Source organism: Ruegeria sp. H6 (genome assembly GCF_056532975.1).
Genome location: NZ_JBQFOA010000017.1, coordinates 22585 through 39909 on the forward strand (window position 1 = coordinate 22585; position 17325 = coordinate 39909).

At 57.5% G+C, this 17325-nt stretch carries 12 protein-coding genes and 1 tRNA gene; 10 read left to right on the forward strand and 3 right to left on the reverse strand.

Going from position 1 to position 17325, the window contains the following annotated elements; all coding sequences use genetic code 11:
* Positions 1-128: 128 nt before the first annotated feature.
* The 7 genes from ACR0AG_RS20455 to ACR0AG_RS20485 all read left to right on the forward strand — a co-directional run bounded on the left by ACR0AG_RS20455 (position 129) and on the right by ACR0AG_RS20485 (position 8528).
* Positions 129-2015, forward strand: a complete 1887-nt coding sequence (locus tag ACR0AG_RS20455) for a PhoX family protein (RefSeq protein ID WP_480842233.1) — start codon at positions 129-131, stop codon at positions 2013-2015.
* 251 nt (positions 2016-2266) lie between these two features.
* Complete coding sequence (locus ACR0AG_RS20460) at positions 2267-2563, forward strand: virulence factor (protein WP_480842235.1); 297 nt, start codon at positions 2267-2269, stop codon at positions 2561-2563.
* 26 nt (positions 2564-2589) lie between these two features.
* Entirely contained in the window at positions 2590-3516 is a 927-nt protein-coding gene (locus tag ACR0AG_RS20465) for a methylenetetrahydrofolate reductase (RefSeq protein ID WP_480842300.1), read from the forward strand.
* 9 nt (positions 3517-3525) lie between these two features.
* Positions 3526-4584 carry a methyltetrahydrofolate cobalamin methyltransferase gene (locus tag ACR0AG_RS20470; protein ID WP_480842237.1) on the forward strand — a complete coding sequence of 353 codons (1059 nt, stop codon included), beginning with the start codon at positions 3526-3528 and terminating at the stop codon, positions 4582-4584.
* A gap of 127 nt (positions 4585-4711) precedes the next feature.
* Positions 4712-5536, forward strand: a complete 825-nt coding sequence (locus tag ACR0AG_RS20475) for a polyphosphate kinase 2 family protein (RefSeq protein ID WP_480842239.1) — start codon at positions 4712-4714, stop codon at positions 5534-5536.
* Between the two features lie 515 nt (positions 5537-6051).
* Positions 6052-7989, forward strand: a complete 1938-nt coding sequence (locus ACR0AG_RS20480) for an FkbM family methyltransferase (RefSeq protein WP_480842241.1) — start codon at positions 6052-6054, stop codon at positions 7987-7989.
* A gap of 465 nt (positions 7990-8454) precedes the next feature.
* Positions 8455-8528 (forward strand) — tRNA-Gly (locus tag ACR0AG_RS20485).
* Between the two features lies 1 nt (position 8529).
* On the opposite strand, the gene ACR0AG_RS20490 is transcribed toward ACR0AG_RS20485, so the two are convergent.
* Both ACR0AG_RS20490 and ACR0AG_RS20495 read right to left on the reverse strand, forming a co-directional pair.
* Entirely contained in the window at positions 8530-9384 is an 855-nt protein-coding gene (locus ACR0AG_RS20490) for a class I SAM-dependent methyltransferase (RefSeq protein WP_480842243.1), read from the reverse strand.
* Between the two features lie 24 nt (positions 9385-9408).
* Positions 9409-11454: an ASKHA domain-containing protein gene (locus ACR0AG_RS20495; RefSeq protein ID WP_480842245.1), complete on the reverse strand. Its 2046-nt coding sequence runs from the start codon at positions 11452-11454 to the stop codon at positions 9409-9411.
* A gap of 216 nt (positions 11455-11670) precedes the next feature.
* Between ACR0AG_RS20495 and guaB the strand changes: the two genes are divergently transcribed.
* The 3 genes from guaB to ACR0AG_RS20510 all read left to right on the forward strand — a co-directional run bounded on the left by guaB (position 11671) and on the right by ACR0AG_RS20510 (position 16694).
* Positions 11671-13119 carry an IMP dehydrogenase gene (gene guaB, locus ACR0AG_RS20500; protein WP_480842247.1) on the forward strand — a complete coding sequence of 483 codons (1449 nt, stop codon included), beginning with the start codon at positions 11671-11673 and terminating at the stop codon, positions 13117-13119.
* Between the two features lie 29 nt (positions 13120-13148).
* Positions 13149-14315, forward strand: coding sequence for an RsmB/NOP family class I SAM-dependent RNA methyltransferase (locus ACR0AG_RS20505; protein ID WP_480842249.1), 1167 nt, complete (start codon positions 13149-13151; stop codon positions 14313-14315).
* Positions 14316-14414: 99 nt separating this feature from the next.
* Positions 14415-16694: a hybrid sensor histidine kinase/response regulator gene (locus tag ACR0AG_RS20510; protein WP_480842251.1), complete on the forward strand. Its 2280-nt coding sequence runs from the start codon at positions 14415-14417 to the stop codon at positions 16692-16694.
* 5 nt (positions 16695-16699) lie between these two features.
* Here ACR0AG_RS20510 and ACR0AG_RS20515 read toward each other — a convergent pair whose 3' ends face one another.
* On the reverse strand, positions 16700-17293 hold the full coding sequence (locus ACR0AG_RS20515) for a sulfotransferase family 2 domain-containing protein (protein WP_480842253.1): 594 nt from the start codon (positions 17291-17293) through the stop codon (positions 16700-16702).
* Positions 17294-17325: the final 32 nt, after the last annotated feature.

Consider the following 17325-nt stretch of genomic DNA (forward strand, 5'->3'; position numbering starts at 1 on the left):
GTGCAAGCAAATTCAATTTTTGCAATTCGCAGCTTTGTCACATGGCGTTCATAGTCAGGTGCGATGTGAGTGCCGAATCTGCGTTATCGGATTCTCTTGTAGCAAGCAGCCAGACAACGGAGCACGCCATGAAAGATAACCGCCCCCTTTCCTTTGATGATTATGATGAAGTGGTAAACCCGCGCCCGGAAGAGTGCGATTTTGATCGTATTGTCGAAAGCGCTTTGTCGCGCCGTGGATTCATGGGCGGCGTTCTTGCCCTTGGCAGTTTTGCCGCTTTGGGCGGGTCGCTGGTTCCCTCGGCTGCGCGTGCGGCCTCGGATCGCTTTGCCTTTACCGCGATCCCGACCTCAACCGCCGATACGGTTGTCGTGCCCGAAGGGTACAAGGCCGAGGTCATGGTGCGCTGGGGGGATCCGCTGTGGTCCGATGCGCCAGAGTTCGATCCGGCCACGCGCGGAACAGCCGCCAGCCAGGAACGCGCCTTTGGCGACAACACCGACGGACAGGACGTCTTTTTTCATGACGGCCATGTTCTGCTGGTTGTGAACAACGAATATACCAACCGTGATATTCTGTGGGGCAACAACCCGGATGCCAAGGCAGCCTCGGATGATGATGTTGCGAAGGGCATGATGGCGCATGGTGTGTCGGTTGTTGAGATTGCCAATACCGACGGCAAATGGGCCATTGTCAAAGACAGCCCTTATAACCGCCGGATCACGCCGCAGACCGATATGACCATTACCGGCCCGGCTGCGGGCCATGACCTGATGAAAACGGCGGCGGATGCGACCGGCACCATGACAAAAGGGACCTGGAACAACTGCGGCAACGGCATGACTCCTTGGGGCACGTATCTGGCCTGTGAGGAAAACTTCAACGGCTATTTCTCTGCCGAGGATGAAAACCACGAGGTCAGCCCGGAACTCAAGCGCTATGGCGTGTCTGCCAGTGATTGGGGCTATGGCTGGGCCAAGATCGATGACCGGTTTGATGTCTCGAAAAACCCGAACGAGCCAAACCGCGCGGGATACATCGTCGAAATCGACCCGACCGATCCGAACTCAACCCCACGCAAACTGACCGCTCTGGGCCGATTCAAGCACGAAAACGCCGAAGCGGTCGTGAACAGCGATGGTCGTGTCGTTGTCTATATGGGCGATGATGAGCGTGGCGAGTTCATGTATCGCTTTGTCTCCGACGGCGTTTTCGCGCCGGGTGCAGACACCAACGCGCTGCTGGAAAACGGCACTCTGTCAGTTGCCAAGTTCAACGATGACGGCACCGGTGAATGGCTGGAGCTGACGCCCGCGACAACCGGCATGGGATCGGCCGCGGAAATCTGCATTCACACCCGTCAGGCCGGATCGGCGGTGGGTGCAACCACCATGGATCGCCCCGAATGGATCACCGCCAACCCCAACAAGGCCGAGGTTTATTGCGCCCTGACCAACAACAAGAACCGGGGCGTCAAACCGAATGCCGGTGGCGACGACACGTCGGTCAACGGTCCGAACCCGCGCGAGAAAAACAACTATGGTCAGATTGTGCGCTGGTGGCCAAATGACGCGGATCACACCGCGCCGGGCTTTGCCTGGGATCTCTATGTGCTGGCGGGCAACCCGACCGTGCACAGCGACGCCTATGCAGGGTCAGAGAACGTCAACCAGGACAACATGTTCAACTCGCCCGACGGTATCAAGTTCGACAGCAATGGCCTGCTGTGGATCCAGACTGACGGTAATTATGGCAACGAAGGCGATTTCGAAGGGCAGGGCAACAACCAGATGCTGGCCGGTGACCCGGTGACCGGAGAAATCCGCCGCTTTCTAGTTGGCCCAAACGAATGCGAGATCACTGGCCTCAGCTGGTCGCCGGATCGCCGCACCATGTTTGTGGGCATTCAGCATCCGGGTGAGGACGGCAACAGTCACTGGCCGGAAGGCGGTGATGCGGTGCCACGTTCGGCCATCATCGCCGTGACCCGCGAAGACGGCGGCCTGGTCGGCTAACATCTTCCAAAGGTCCAGAAAATTGGCCCCGGGCGAGCTGTCTTGCCCGGGGTTTTTGCGCTTTTATGCATCGCATTCATCACCAAGCTGAGAATTTTGCGCTGTGGGGTTCCGGCGCACCCGTGTATGAGCGCTCTATCCGCTGGCGGGGCAAAAACGTCGCTGTGAAAACGCCGTGTGTCGAAATTCGACCGACTTGCCCCGATATTGAAGTTTAGAACCGAGCCATCGGGTAAGGAGGAATCACAGCAATGCCTGACGTCACCATCGTATACTGGCGCGACATTCCCGCTCAGGTCATCGTCGGCAAAGGCCGTCGTGGGGCCAAGCGGCAGTTGGAGGAACGGTTCGAGCAAGCCATCGACCGCGCGGCCATGAAGGTGAATGCCAAGGACAGCGATGCCTACCTGGCCGAATGGCGCAAGGCCGAGCCTTTTGCAGTCGATGGCGACCCGTCCGAGATTGCCGAGGCGCAGGCCGTGCGTTTGGAAACGGAGTACGATCAGGACCGCATCAAAGCGCTGATCGCCAATGACGGTTGGGCATGAGCCCCAGATCTTTATGGGAGGCCGCGATGGCTTTGCTGAACTTCAAGAAACGTGATGCCGTTGAAAACGGCCCGGTGAACCCGACCGTCGAAGCCTTTTTGCAGGGCTATTCGATCGAGGTGATGCCGCGCACCGCCGAAAAGGTCGACGATTTCCGCGCGCTGCTGCCTGAAGGTACTCGCGTCTATATCGCCCATATCGAAGGCACGCCCATCGAGGACATGGTCAAGACCGCTAAGCGTATCGCAGCCGAGGGTTATCCGGTCATGCCGCATTTCCCGGCGCGCGTCATCAAGGATGCCGCGACACTGGAAAACTGGATCTCCATGTATCAGGGCGAAGCGGGTGTTGATCAGGCGCTGTTGCTGGCCGGTGGCGTGACCACGCCGCATGGGGATTTCGACAGCTCGATGCAGCTGCTGGAATCCGGTCTGTTCGACAAGGCGGGCTTCAAGCGTCTACATGTGGCGGGCCACCCGGAAGGGAACAAGGACATTGACCCGGATGGTTCGACCAAGAACGTCGACGATGCATTGCGCTGGAAACAGAAATTCAGCGAAACCACCGATGCGGAAATGGCGCTGGCGACGCAATTTGCCTTTGACGCCAAGCCGATCATCGCATGGGCGGACAGCCTGAAAGAGGCGGGCATCGACATCCCCGTCCATATCGGGATCGCCGGTCCGGCCAAGCTACAGACCCTGATCAAATTCGCCATCGCTTGTGGCGTTGGCCCGTCGCTGAAAGTGCTGCAAAAGCGCGCTATGGATGTCTCCAAGCTGCTGCTGCCCTATGAGCCCACGGATGTTCTGACCGAACTGGCCAATCACAAGGCAGCCAACCCGGATTTCAACATCACCAATGTGCATTTCTTCCCGCTTGGTGGCATCAAAACCAACGCCAATTGGGCGATCAACAACGGCGGCGCTTCGGCAAAGCCAGTAAACTCCTAAGGAACGGACATGACGCGTACAGTCGTAGAATCAAAAACAAAAACAGCCGTTCTGGGCTTTGACGAGCCGTTCTGTGTAATTGGTGAGCGGATCAACCCGACAGGCCGCAAGAAACTGGCGGCTGAGTTGGAGGCAGGCGATTTCTCGACTGTCGAAAAAGACGCTTTGGCACAAGTCGCTGCGGGCGCGACCGTTCTGGATATCAATGCGGGCGTTGTCTACAACTCGAACCCCAACCCGAACGAAACCGAACCGCCGCTGATGCGCAAGATCGTCGAACTGGTCCAAGGTCTGGTTGAGGTGCCTTTGTGCATCGACTCGTCGGTTCCCGGTGCTCTGGAGGCCGGTCTTGAGGCAGCCGAGGGCCGTCCGCTGCTGAACTCGGTCACCGGTGAGGAAGAACGTCTGGAGCTGGTTCTGCCGCTGGTCAAGAAATACAACGTCCCGGTGGTGGCGATCTCGAACGACGATACCGGAATTTCCGAAGATCCTGACGTGCGCTTTGCGGTTGCAAAGACCATCGTCGAACGCGCCGCCGACCACGGCATCCCGGCCCATGACATCGTGGTCGACCCGCTGGTTATGCCCATCGGCGCCATGGCGACTGCCGGCCAGCAGGTGTTCGCGCTGGTGCGTCGTTTGCGTGAGGAACTGGGTGTGAACACCACGTGTGGCGCGTCCAACATCTCGTTCGGTCTGCCGAACCGTCATGGCATCAACAACGCGTTCCTGCCGATGGCGATGGGGGCCGGTATGACCTCGGCGATCATGAACCCGGTGGCTCTGCCAGTGACGCAAAAGCGTATTGCCGAGAAAAAAGAACAGGTTGCTGCCGCAGGCATCATCCTGCCCGAAGGCATGGATGACGAAACCTTCGTTCAGATGTTCGGTCTGGGCTCGACCCTGCCACGCGCGGGCAAAGAGATGGAGGCCATTCGCGCCGCCAACCTGCTGACCAACAACGACGCGCATGGCGGTGAATGGATCCGGTTCAACAAGTCGCCCGAAGAAGCCGCCGCTGGCGGAGCGGGCGGTCGCCGCGGTGGCGGACGCCGCCGTCGCGCCTGATCCGAATTGAAACCAACACAAGGCCGGGCCCAGCGCCCGGCTTTTTTGTTTGACACGGATCAAGGAAACACATCGCCGCTGCCCGCAAAATCGCACAAAGGAAGCGTAAAGATTTGCAGGAGCTTTGATGTCCCACACACCTCCGAAACTCGCCGACGCGGATTTGTCGTGCAAACTGCCCAAGGGCGAATACCTGGAACAATTGGTCGCGCTACAGGCGCAGCTTGCGCTTATTCAACAGGCCTTTTTGTTTCACGGCCTCAAGGGTGTCCTAGTGTTCGAAGGGTGGGATGCGGCCGGCAAGGGCGGCACGATCCGCCGGATCAGCCAAGCGCTGGACCCGCGCAGCTTTAAGGTGTGGCCCATCGGAGCGCCGCGCAACTATTACCTCAATCGTCACTATTTACTGCGGTTCTGGGAGCGTCTGCCACCCGAAGGTGCCATCTCCGCTTTTGACCGCAGCTGGTATGGCCGTGTGCTGGTCGAGCGGATCGAGAAGTTCACGCCGGAAGAGCGCTGGCGGGCCGCTTATCGCGAGATCAATGATTTCGAACGCATGTTGGTCGATGACAATACGCGGATCGTCAAACTCTTCTTCCACATTTCACCTGAAGAGCAAGCCGCGCGTTTCGCCGAACGGCTGCGGAACCCTCTGAAACGCTGGAAGCTGACCTATGAGGATTTTCGCAATCGTGAAAAATGGCAGGACACCGAAGTGGCGGTGAACGAGATGCTTGCCCGGACTTCAACAGAAATTGCCCCATGGCATGTGATACCGGCCAACAACAAAAAATATGCACGGATCAAGGCGATGACAGCCGTTGTTGAGGCATTTTCTAAGGATGTTGACCTGAACCCGCAACATCTGGATCACAAGACTTTAGAAGCCGCCGGTCAGGTCCTTGATGTGGACAAGGAGTTGATCGACAGCTTGCGTGCGAGAACGGATTGAGCGGCCAATTGGCTTGAACCCAGCAGCGTCGCAGGGCATCCAATCCACCGCGGCGGGTATGATGTAATGGTAGCCTGTCAGTCGGCAACCGTTTTCAGTCTTTGGTGAGAAGATGCCATTATCAACGGCTCGACGGTACGGGATGGTTTGCAGATTTTCGCGACTTGCGCACCCAACCCTGCAACAACGACGACACATCGAAAATGGTAGGATCGATGAACTACGATCGGTCGAGTTAGGCTTGGGGATATCGGGACATTGGGCAAGGGGTGAAATCGGGTGGATTTCAAATTCTCAAGAACAAAAACAAATTTGCAAATGACAAGTCAAATATTACCACTGTTCTGAATGTCCGTACCAGCGTAAATTGTCTGCCAGTGTTTGGCTGGATGAACCCAAATTATTGTCAACAATAGAAAAGAATATAGAATCGCCACCGACTCATGCGCCCGGGCGCGCGAGCGGGGTAATCTGAATGGCTTGATCAAAACAACACCCAAAAGTGGCAGACCTGAATGACAGCTGAAAACGAAGTAGTGGCCACTTTTCATGGCGTAGAGGTGCTTAAGGCACCATGGTTTCGGCGATCGCATTACAAATGTATCCGAAGTCATGATTATGAGCGTCCAAAGGTCGAGGCCGGACTGGCAAACCTCAGGGCTACCGATCGAGTGGTCGAGTTGGGGACGGGTGTGGGTTTGGTAAGTGCTGCATTCTCAAAGAATGTTCCGACTCTTAAAATATTGAGTTTTGAAGGCAATGCTCTCCTCTTGCCGCACATAGCGAAGCTGCATACGCACAATGGAATTTCGGACCGTATTTCGGTGCGCAATCAGATTGTTGTCGCGGACCCGACCGAAGTAGGCGGCGCATTGCTTCCGCTTTCTATCAACCCATGGTTCATGAGTTCTGCCAATGCAAACAATGAGCAAGAGACAGCAGAAGAAGAAACGTTCGAAGTTCCGACAATTCACTACGATGATGTCAGGGCCGCATTTCCACACAATGTACTGGTTATGGACATTGAAGGCTCGGAACTTGATCTTCTCACTAAGATGAATCTCGAACACATTGACTTAATTTTGGTCGAGTTTCACCCGAAGATTTATGGCGCAAAACGAGTTCATGATTGCAAGGAGGTATTGGCACGCAAAGGGTTTGTCATTGACGAGTATAGTAGCGCTGAGCAAGTGATCACGTTCAAGACACCCGATCGCGCGAAAACGCCATTTGACCAAGCAGCCATCACGTCCAGATATGAGCAACCTAGACGCTATAGTCTGGAGCCAGACAAACCAATTGCATCCAAAATCTCCCACTACGACAAAGCGGTTTTGGCGCAGCAACCGAAAGCAAAGGGGTGGCAAATCCGTGCTTCTGTCTATGATTCAGAGCGTCAGGTGATTGATCAGGCGATTTGCTGGTTGTCCCACAATCGGTCTGCCACAGTATTGCGGTCGCATCCGCGCCGAAAACGGATTGTTGACTTAGCTGGTCGATGGCTTTTCGGTGGTCGTATTCACGAACATTTTGGGCATACGCTAACCGAGTCAATCGGTCGAATCTGGGCACTGGATCACATCGATGATCCAATCGATGGAGTGTTGTTTTTTACTGCCGATCCCGGAACTGGTCAGGGTGGCGTCGATAAGGTGCACGCAAGGCTGAGGGAAGTCATGGATTTGCCGGACATTCCTTGGAAACTGGCGGACACCTTTTATCGAGCAGAGCATCTTATCGTCCCACCACAGGCCTGTGGTATTAACCGCCTCATGTTCGGTGCCCCTGAATTTCGCGATTTCGTGTCAAAGAGAATCCGACGTGACGTCGAGGGCACTGGTGCACGCAAGCTTTATATCTCACGCTCCGGTACTTTCGGAAAACATGGGCGCATTTTTTTGGGTGAACGTTTGATCGAAAACTATTTGGTCGAGGAAGGTTACAAGATTTTTCACCCTGAACGGCACTCATGGAGTGAGCAATTGGCGCATTATGTAAGCGCTGACAGTATCCTTGGACCCGATGGCAGCCCATTCCACCTAGTAACATACTCTAATTCAAGGGACAGCAAGGTTGGAATCATCAAGCGCCGCCCTGGGACTGAGGCGAAACAGATGGTCAGGCAGGCGCAATACTTTGGCCGCAAAAACTGCCATGAACTGGAGCATCTCGGGAGGTTTTGGTCTACCGCAGGTAGTCGCCGGTCAGGCCATGATTTGTCTGCTGAGATAAAATTGGGCTCACTTAGCCGCGAGCTTCGCGAGCTTGGTTTTATCAGCGGCGCAGCTGATTGGCCGGACCTTACAGACCACCACATCGAGGAAGAATTGGCCGCCATGGCACAATCCGCTAATCGCGATGTAATCCCAGTCAGTTCCGGCAGTGAGGATATTAGCCATTTTCCCAAAATGCGCGGTTCGTCTCCAAGTGTTGTCATGGTCCGACGTGACTGAGTTCCCATTTTCTTTCTGCGGATCGGTTCGCGATTGCTGACTCTGGCATTGTCCCGCGCGCGTTCACCGCGACCTATACAAACACACTTTGAGACATTGGCTCCACTACAGTTGAATACCGAGCGCACTGCGCTATCCCCGAGGTGCGTTGAGATGGCAAATCAGATCTGGCGGAATCTTCCAAGGCCATTTGCGCATGTGGTGTCAAAGATGACAGGTTGCTGATCTGCGAGGAAGACGCCGTCATCCCAAACACAGCATTCGACGCAACACTGCATATCCGTGAACCGGCAGTCGAATCTTGCGTCTCACAACGATTGGTCGCGTCGGCGGAATTATTTGATGACATTTAGAAACGCGAACATCGCGAAGGACCTCAAGTGCAATATTGTATAGATGCAGAGGAAACCTGGATACGATTGCCGCTTGCTTTCAATGGCGACGAGGGCTAACCAAACTATAGTTGCGGGTATGGTGAAAAGGTATCACACGAGCTTCCCAAGCTCTTGTTACGGGTTCGATTCCCGTTACCCGCTCCAGTCATTCAGGGTGTCTGGCCTGATACAGGTTGATCGTCGCCGGGATCAGGACATCAGACCCAGATTGATACTGGCGAAACTCTTCCGCGACCGTGGCTTGAATGGCGTTCGTATCGGTCTCATCCCCTTCGAAATGCGCGACAACGCGGCCCGCAGGGCCAACGCGTGTCACCAAGTGAGCAGTGGTTTCGACGCCGCCAAAACCCGTCAGATTCACTTGCACCGCTTCGCCGGTCACGTCGGACAGCCCGGCCTGTGTCATCAGGCTTTTGACGTGGTCCAGATCGTGGAACGCCAGCGGTCCGGGTGCATAGCGGTCCACGCGGGGCGGTTGGCCCATTCGCTGAACGGCGGCGACATGAGGGATCTTGAACCAGGGGTTGTCGGCCAGCGGCCCCCAGGCGGCGAAGGTCATTTGCGCGCCGGGTTTCAGGGCAGATGCGATGTTTCGGAAAGCCGCGACCGAGTCGTTGAAGAACATCACCCCGAACCGCGAAATTGCGGCATCCATCAGACCCTGCTCAAATGCATAGGTCTGAGCGTCCGCGTGCTGAAACGTGATTGTCCGCAACCCGCCGCTTTCAGCACGTTTGGCCGCGCGGTCCAGAAAAGGCTGCGAAATGTCAGCGGCCAAAACGTGACCGTCTGCACCAACCGCGCGGGCCGCAGCGATTGAGCTGACCCCGGTGCCGCTGCCGATATCCAGAACGCGCATGCCCGACGACAGCGCGGCCCGGTTCAGAACCAGATCGAGAACAGGTGCAAAGGCATGATCAAGCTGATCTTCAAAGGTCAACCATTTGGCGCCTTGCGCGGACCTGCCCCAGAATTCCGCCTGTTCCTCGTTCTCTGCCATGTTCGCCTCCTTTGGTTGAGGCGACTATGACCTTCTGCGGCGACGTCGGCCAGAGTTTTCCGAGTCGCTGCCGCCGGTGTTGAAGGACGGCGCGGGCAGGGTGACGACCTGCGCAAGTTCCGGGAAGGGATCGGTTTTATGCGGGATCGCATTCGCAGCGACGAAATGGTCCTGGAACTTCGGCTCAATCGCGGTTTCGACCTTGGTGATTTCGCGTACGACCCGTTCGATCTCGGCCCGCGATCCGATGTTGCACAGCGCAATCCGCGCGCCGGTGCCTGCGGCGTTGCCTGCGCTGGAGACCTTGTCCAGCGGTGCATCCGGGATCATGCCCAGAACCATTGCGTGTTTGGTCGAGATATGTGCCCCGAACGCCCCGGCCAGAACCACGCGGTCGACGGTATCGACCTGCATCTCATCCATCAGCAGGCGAGCCCCCGCGTAAAGCGCGGATTTGGCCAGTTGGATGGCGCGAATATCGCCTTGGGTCACGGTGATGCGCGGACCGCCTTCGGCGCTGGCATCGTGGATCAGATAGGAATGGGTGCGGCCCTCAGGGATGCAGCGCGCGGTGCCGGTCTGCTCGGCCGATCCGATCAGGCCGCTTTCGTCCAGCAGACCCGCGATGCGCATCTCGGCCACCGCCTCGATAATACCCGAACCGCAGATGCCGGTTATGCCGGTGGTGGCGATGTCGACGTCAAACCCGTCCTCATCCGACCACTTGTCGGACCCGATGACGCGGAATCTGGGCTCTTTGGTGATGGGATCGATTTCGATCCGTTCAATGGCGCCGGGCGCGGCGCGCTGTCCGGAGCTGATCTGCGCGCCCTCGAATGCCGGGCCGGTGGGCGAGGAACAGGCCAGAACGCGGGTGGTGTTGCCCAGCAGGATTTCCGCGTTGGTGCCCACATCGACGATCAACACAAGGTCTTCGGATTTGCCGGGTTCTTCCGACAGCGCCACGGCGGCGCAATCGGCCCCCACATGGCCCGCGATACAGGGCAGGATATAGACCTGCGCGCGCGGGTTCATATTGGTTAGGTCCATTTCGCGGGCGGGCAGGGCCATCGCCTCGGACGTGGCCAGCGCGAACGGGGCCTGTCCCAGTTCTACCGGGTCTAGGCCCAGCAACAGGTGGTGCATTACGGGGTTGCACACGAACACTGTTTCCACGATCAGCGCGGCGTCGATCCCGGCTTCCTCGGCGATTGAGGTGGTCAGATCATTGATCGCCTCGCGCACTGCCTTGGTCATTTCGGCATCGCCGCCGGGGTTCATCATGGCGTAGGACACACGGCTCATCAGGTCTTCGCCGAACCGGATCTGCGGGTTCATCAGACCCGAGGACGCCTTGACCTCACCGGTTTCCAGATCGGTCAGGTGCGCGGCGATGGTGGTCGAGCCGAGGTCGATGGCCAGACCATAGAGGCCCTGTTCATGCAGACCGGGCCAGATTTCGACAACACGCGCAACCTCATCCTTGTGGCCTTTGTGGACCGCGACGGTCACTTCCCATTTGCCTTTGCGCAACACAGGCTGCAGCTTGGACATCAGCGACAGATCAGCGGTAACGGCGTCGATCTTCCACTGCTCTCGCAGGGCGCGTTCCAGCCGCTCCAGATCGCCGGTGGGGGAGTGCATGTCGGGCTCTTCCACCACGACAAAATATAGCCGCGTGGCTGGGTCCATGGTGATGGCACGCGCCGCAGCCGCCTTGCGCACGACCTGACGGTGGACCTGAGATTCAGGCGGTACATCGATCACCACATCGCCCTGCACGGATGCCTGACAGCCCAGACGCCTCCCCGGTTTCAGGCCTCGCTTATCGTCATAGCGCTGCTCGACCGCGTTCCATTCGCTCAGCGCATCCTCGGAGACGGTTACGCCATGCTTGGGGAACTCGCCATAACTGGGCGTGATCTGACATTTGGAACAAATTCCACGCCCGCCGCAGACCGAATCCAGATCGACGCCAAGCTGACGGGCAGCGGTCAAAATCGGAGTGCCCACCGGAAAATGCCCGCGTTTGCCGGATGGGGTGAAGACGACAAGTGGATCGGTGGTCATGGATGGCCTGCCTTTGTATTCGCGCGTATGCCGGGGAACATATGGGTTTGAACGCGAAGGGAAAGGGCATTCAGCGGCACGTTTTGCACCGCTTGCGTCGTTTTCTGCCGCGGCAACACCGCGCGGGTTACAACAACTTGGTCGCAAGGGCTTTTCCTTGGCTGCAATCCATGCAATAGGGTCGCCGTCAAACGGGCTTTTGCATGGGGTTTTCAAATGCAGATTCGTGAGGCACTTACCTTCGACGACGTTCTTCTGGTTCCGGGCGCATCTTCCGTGCTGCCTGCAACGGCGAATACGGCAACGCGCGTGACGCGAGAAATCACCATGAACATACCTTTGCTCAGCTCGGCCATGGACACGGTGACCGAGGCGCGCATGGCAATCGCGATGGCGCAGGCCGGCGGGATCGGGGTGGTGCACAAGAACCTTTCGGTCGAAGAGCAGGCCCGGGAGGTGCGCCGTGTCAAACGGTTCGAATCCGGCATCGTCTACAATCCCGTGACCCTGCGCGCCGATCAGACGCTTGCTGATGCGCAGGCGCTGGTTGAACGTTATAACTTCACCGGGTTCCCGGTTGTGGAAGAAGATGGCCGCGTTGTCGGTATCGTCACCAACCGCGACATGCGTTTTGCAACCTCTGACGATACGCCGATCAAGGCGATGATGACCTCAGACAATCTCGCGATGCTGCAAGAGCCTGCGGATCTGGAAGAGGCCAAAAGCCTGATGCGGGCCCGCCGCATCGAAAAGCTGCTGGTTGTGGATGGCGCGGGTAAGCTGACCGGTCTGCTGACTTTGAAAGATACAGAACAAGCCGTGTTGAACCCCACTGCGTGCAAGGACCGGTTGGGTCGCTTGCGGGTCGCCGCTGCAACCTCGGTCGGGGACGCGGGTTTTGAGCGGTCCGAACAGTTGGTGGATTCCGGTGTTGATATCATTGTGGTGGATACCGCACATGGGCATTCTCAGGGCGTTCTGGATGCGGTGAAGCGTGTTAAAACCCTGTCGAACGAAGTACAGATCATCGCCGGAAACGTGGCAACATCCGAGGCGACCAAAGCGCTGATCGATGCAGGCGCGGATGCGATCAAGGTGGGCATCGGCCCGGGCTCAATCTGTACGACGCGGATGGTGGCCGGTGTCGGCGTTCCTCAGCTGACGGCAATCATGGATTGCGCATCTGCTGCCGGCGATGTGCCGGTGATCGCGGATGGAGGCATTAAGTTTTCGGGTGATTTCGCCAAGGCCATCGCGGCAGGCGCGTCCTGTGCCATGGTCGGGTCGATGATCGCGGGCACGGATGAAAGCCCCGGAGAAGTGATCCTGTATCAGGGCCGGTCTTTCAAATCCTATCGCGGCATGGGCAGCTTGGGGGCAATGGCGCGCGGTTCGGCAGATCGTTATTTCCAGAAGGACGCGGCCAACGACAAGCTGGTGCCCGAAGGGATCGAAGGGCAGGTGCCTTACAAGGGCTCGGCCAGCGCGGTTATTCACCAATTGGTCGGGGGCCTGCGCGCTGCCATGGGCTATACCGGATGTTCAACCGTCGACGAGATGCGCAAGAACTGCAATTTCGTCAAGATCACGGGTGCTGGCCTGAAGGAAAGCCATGTGCATGACGTACAGATCACCCGTGAAAGCCCCAACTACCGCGTGATGTAGAGGGCTCGACCCAAAGGACCCATCAGACGATGACACCCGCGGCCCGTGTTCAGGCATCGATTGAAATCCTCGATGACATTCTTGCCGGAAGCCCGGTTGAGAAAGCGCTGACCGGCTGGGCGCGGCGCAGTCGTTTTGCGGGGTCCAAAGACCGGGCAGCGATCCGTGATCATGTATTTGATGCGTTGCGTTGCAAGCGGTCCTTTGCGGCGCTTGGTGGGTCTGGCACCGGGCGGGGTTTGATGATCGGTGCATTGCGAGCGCAAGCGCGCGACCCATCCGATCTGTTCACGGGCGAGCGATATGCGCCGGACGCTCTGACCGTTCACGATGACATGCGTGACTTTGAATCAGAGGCCGAGCGTCTGGATATTCCCGATTGGCTGTGGCCCGAATTTTCGCGGTCTCTTGCAGGTGAAACCGAAGTCGCCGCCCAAGCGTTGCAAACCAGGGCACCGGTTCACCTACGTGTCAATCTGGCGAAATCCGACTTGAACCGCGCCACTGAAAGCTTGGCAGCCGATGGGATCGAAACCCGGTCCCATGCCCTATGCGACACCGCGCTTGAGGTTACGGCAGGCGCCCGGAAAATCGCCCAGAGTGCGGCCTATCAGAACGGGCTCGTCGAGTTACAGGACGCGGCCAGTCAGGCTGTTGTCGCGGAATTGCCGTTACGCCCGGGCATGCGGGTGCTGGATTATTGCGCTGGCGGGGGCGGCAAGGCCCTTGCGCTGGCGGCTCGACCCGAGGGGGTCGAGGTTTTTGCCCATGACAAATCCCCAAACCGCATGAAAGATCTGCCTGCGCGCGCTGAACGCGCGGGGGCGCAGATCAAGCTTCTGTCTTCGGAAAAGCTGACAGAGGCGGCGCCTTTTGACATCGTGCTGACAGATGCGCCTTGCTCTGGCAGCGGGTCCTGGCGTCGGGCACCGGCCGGGAAATGGGCGCTCACATCTGAGCGTTTGGTCGAGCTGACGCGCATACAAGGTGAGATTTTGCGCGATGCTCAGTCTTTGGTCAGTGTAGATGGCATTCTGGCTTACGCCACATGTTCGGTTCTGCACGCCGAGAATGCCGCGGCCGTCGCGCAGTTTTTGTCCGAGATGCCGTTATGGGAAGCATGCTTCCAGAAAACCTGGACGGTTTCGCCTTCGTCAGACGGGTTCTTTTCGTCACACTTAAGGCGAAAGCTGTAGTTTAGTCATCAACTCTTGATTGTGTGATCTTCTTGCTCGCTGTTAAGTCGAGGTTAACCACTTCGAGTCTTTCATATCAAAAACAGTTTCGAGCCCTTTATGTCGAATACCGCAGAGTCCTCCCCGTGGGTCGGGGGCCCCTTCCTGTCGACAATCCCGCGCTGCCTGACTTTGTCGGTTTTTGCGGTCATACTTTGCTTGCTCTCACTGGTCGGTTCCTTTCCTCAATATCTGAATGCGACGTTCCTTGTAGTGGGGCTTTCTCTGATTTTGACCGCGGTTGGCGTCAAAGCCAGGTATTGGTTTAACCGCGCTACTCGGTCAAAGGTGCGCGCGGCATTGGCTTCGATGATCGAACCGGATGACCATCCCAGCGTTGTCGCTGACTTGCGAGGGGTGGTACAGGTTTCGAATTCTCACGCACAAATCCGTTTTCGCGCTTTTCCGGGGGAAAGCCTTGAACATAGCCTGCGTGCGCTTTTGCCTGTTCCGGCATCTGTTCTGTTGCGACTGCAATCACGACTGGATCAACATGACAAGGCCGAGGACCGGATCGCCATGCGTGACGGAACAATCGCTGTTACCGCTACGCGGCTGAACAAGGACCTTGTTCATTGGCGGTTTCAGACCCTTTCGGACGACCGCTGGCAAACGGCGGATTTCCCCGTTGTGACCCTTGCGAAATGCGGAACCGTACAAAGCACCAATCCGGCCGCGGCTGACTTGTTGGGTCTGAGACCGCAGATGGTTCAGGCCGGATTGCCCTGGAACGGTGGTATCGGGCAAGTCAAAACTGCGGATCGTGCGATACCTGTTCACGCCGCCGCGTTGGATCAGGGCAGCGCGGTGCGGCATTTTCTGTTGGCTGAGTTGGACGGCAGCGTTCTGCATCAGGGGTTCACCTCTCTGGCTGATTTGCCGGTGCCCGTAATGCGTCTATCCTTGAACGGGGACATTCTTGAAACCAACCGGCTCGCCGTTCGTCTGGTTGGCGAGCACTTGTCCAGTCAGGTGAATATTCGCGACATCATGCAGCCACTTGGACACCCGGTGGATGACTGGCTGGAACGGTCAAATGAGAAAGACGTTGTTCCGCGGGCCGAGTTTCTGCGCCTTAATCGCCGGGATCAGGAGGTGTTTGTTCAGGTCACGCTGTCTCGCTACACCCAGGGGGCCGAGGACTGCCTGATTGCCATTCTGAACGACGCGACCGAGCTCAAGACGATGGAGGCTCAGTTTGTCCAGGGCCAGAAGATGCAAGCCGTTGGGCAGTTGGCGGGTGGTGTGGCGCATGATTTCAACAACTTGTTGACTGCGATTTCGGGACATTGCGATCTGTTGCTGTTGCGTCATGATCAAAACGACCTCGACTATGGTGACCTTATCCAGATCAACCAGAATGCAAATCGCGCGGCTGCGCTGGTCAGCCAATTGCTCGCGTTTTCCCGGAAACAGACCCTGCGCCCCGAGGTTCTGGACCTGCGCGACACGATATCGGATCTGATCCATTTGCTGAACCGGTTGGTTGGCGAAAAAGTCAGGCTGACACTCAGCCACGACCCGGTTCTAAAGTCGGTCAGGGCCGACAAGCGCCAATTGGAACAGGTTTTGATGAACCTTGTGGTCAACGCGCGCGATGCGATGCCCGAGGGCGGAGAGATCAGGATCGAGACCGAAGTGCTGACGCTTGAACAACCGCTGACCCGGGATCGCGCTACGGTGCCGTCCGGCGAATATGTGACGGTCAAAGTGGTGGACAGTGGCGTCGGTATCCCGGCCGACAAACTGCAAAAGATATTCGAGCCATTCTTTACGACCAAGCGAACGGGCGAGGGGACCGGGCTGGGGCTTTCGACCGTTTATGGCATCGTCAAACAGACCGGTGGGTTCATCTTTGTGGACAGCATTCAGGGGCGCGGCACCGAGTTTTCGATCTTTCTGCCTGTCTGCAGCGCTGCTCAGACGCTAGAGCCGGAAGTCGCGCAGAAACCCGAAGAACAACCGGCACGTCAGGGTGAAGGTGTTGTCTTGCTGGTCGAAGACGAAGCCCCGGTGCGCGCTTTCGCAACCCGAGCGCTGCGCCTGAAAGGCTTCACTGTGCTTGAGGCGGAATCAGCAGAAGAGGCACTACGGCTGTTGGAGGATGCGGATCTCAATGTCGATCTCTTCGTCACCGATGTCGTGATGCCGGGAATGGACGGACCCACCTGGGTGCGCCAGGCCAAGGAAACCCGGCCCGAGGTAAAGGTCGTCTTTATGTCGGGCTATACCGAAGGTGCGTTTGGCGCGTCCGGCCCCGAGATCCCGGACGCGGCGTTTCTGCCCAAACCGTTTTCCCTGACCCAGTTGACCGAAGCCGTGTTCCAGCAGTTGAACTAGGGGGCTTATTGCGCCGCGGCGTGCAGGTCGAACTCGACCGCACATGTGTTGCGGTATCGCTGCAATGTCTCATCGCTCAGGGCAAGCGGGCGGTCGGGTGAAACATTCAGCCTGGGCAGGTCGATGCGATAGCTCAGGCGGCTCTGCAAGAAATTCAGGATTTTGTCCTGACTCTCATAGCGAAAGACATGTGTTTCACCCGCATCATTGCTGCGTGTTTCGAAAAAGGTGCTTTGGCTGCCGACATCGGCAAAGGACGGGCGCGGAGATTGCAGGTATCCACGCACAAAGTCATCAAAGCTTAGATCATGGGTGCCATTGGGATGACCGGCCAGATCCGGACGGCTGCGATATCTGTACCAGCTGCCCAACCAGTCAATCGGGTCACGCACAACGCCCATGATCTCCATCTCGGTATGGCAGACCTTGCGGAACATGGTCTGAAAGAATCTGTCAAATCTGCGCACAGTCGCATGCTTGAGGTCGGGCGGGTTGCTGACAACCAGATCGGCCCGATCGCGCAACGCAGCCTGATAGGCGGTACTGCCGGTCTTGGGAACGGACAAAAGCGCGAGTCGCTCTTTGTAAAAAATCAGCATTTTGCCCTTTGCTATCAACGCTCTTGTTCTTT

Bases quoted from the DNA above. Each gene is read 5' to 3' on its own strand.
- ACR0AG_RS20455 (WP_480842233.1), top strand. From the start codon at position 129: ATGAAAGATAACCGCCCCCTTTCCTTTGATGATTATGATGAAGTGGTA.
- ACR0AG_RS20460 (WP_480842235.1), top strand. From the start codon at position 2,267: ATGCCTGACGTCACCATCGTATACTGGCGCGACATTCCCGCTCAGGTC.
- ACR0AG_RS20465 (WP_480842300.1), top strand. From the start codon at position 2,590: ATGGCTTTGCTGAACTTCAAGAAACGTGATGCCGTTGAAAACGGCCCG.
- ACR0AG_RS20470 (WP_480842237.1), top strand. From the start codon at position 3,526: ATGACGCGTACAGTCGTAGAATCAAAAACAAAAACAGCCGTTCTGGGC.
- ACR0AG_RS20475 (WP_480842239.1), top strand. From the start codon at position 4,712: ATGTCCCACACACCTCCGAAACTCGCCGACGCGGATTTGTCGTGCAAA.
- ACR0AG_RS20480 (WP_480842241.1), top strand. From the start codon at position 6,052: ATGACAGCTGAAAACGAAGTAGTGGCCACTTTTCATGGCGTAGAGGTG.
- ACR0AG_RS20490 (WP_480842243.1), bottom strand. From the start codon at position 9,384: ATGGCAGAGAACGAGGAACAGGCGGAATTCTGGGGCAGGTCCGCGCAA.
- ACR0AG_RS20495 (WP_480842245.1), bottom strand. From the start codon at position 11,454: ATGACCACCGATCCACTTGTCGTCTTCACCCCATCCGGCAAACGCGGG.
- guaB (WP_480842247.1), top strand. From the start codon at position 11,671: ATGCAGATTCGTGAGGCACTTACCTTCGACGACGTTCTTCTGGTTCCG.
- ACR0AG_RS20505 (WP_480842249.1), top strand. From the start codon at position 13,149: ATGACACCCGCGGCCCGTGTTCAGGCATCGATTGAAATCCTCGATGAC.
- ACR0AG_RS20510 (WP_480842251.1), top strand. From the start codon at position 14,415: ATGTCGAATACCGCAGAGTCCTCCCCGTGGGTCGGGGGCCCCTTCCTG.
- ACR0AG_RS20515 (WP_480842253.1), bottom strand. From the start codon at position 17,293: ATGCTGATTTTTTACAAAGAGCGACTCGCGCTTTTGTCCGTTCCCAAG.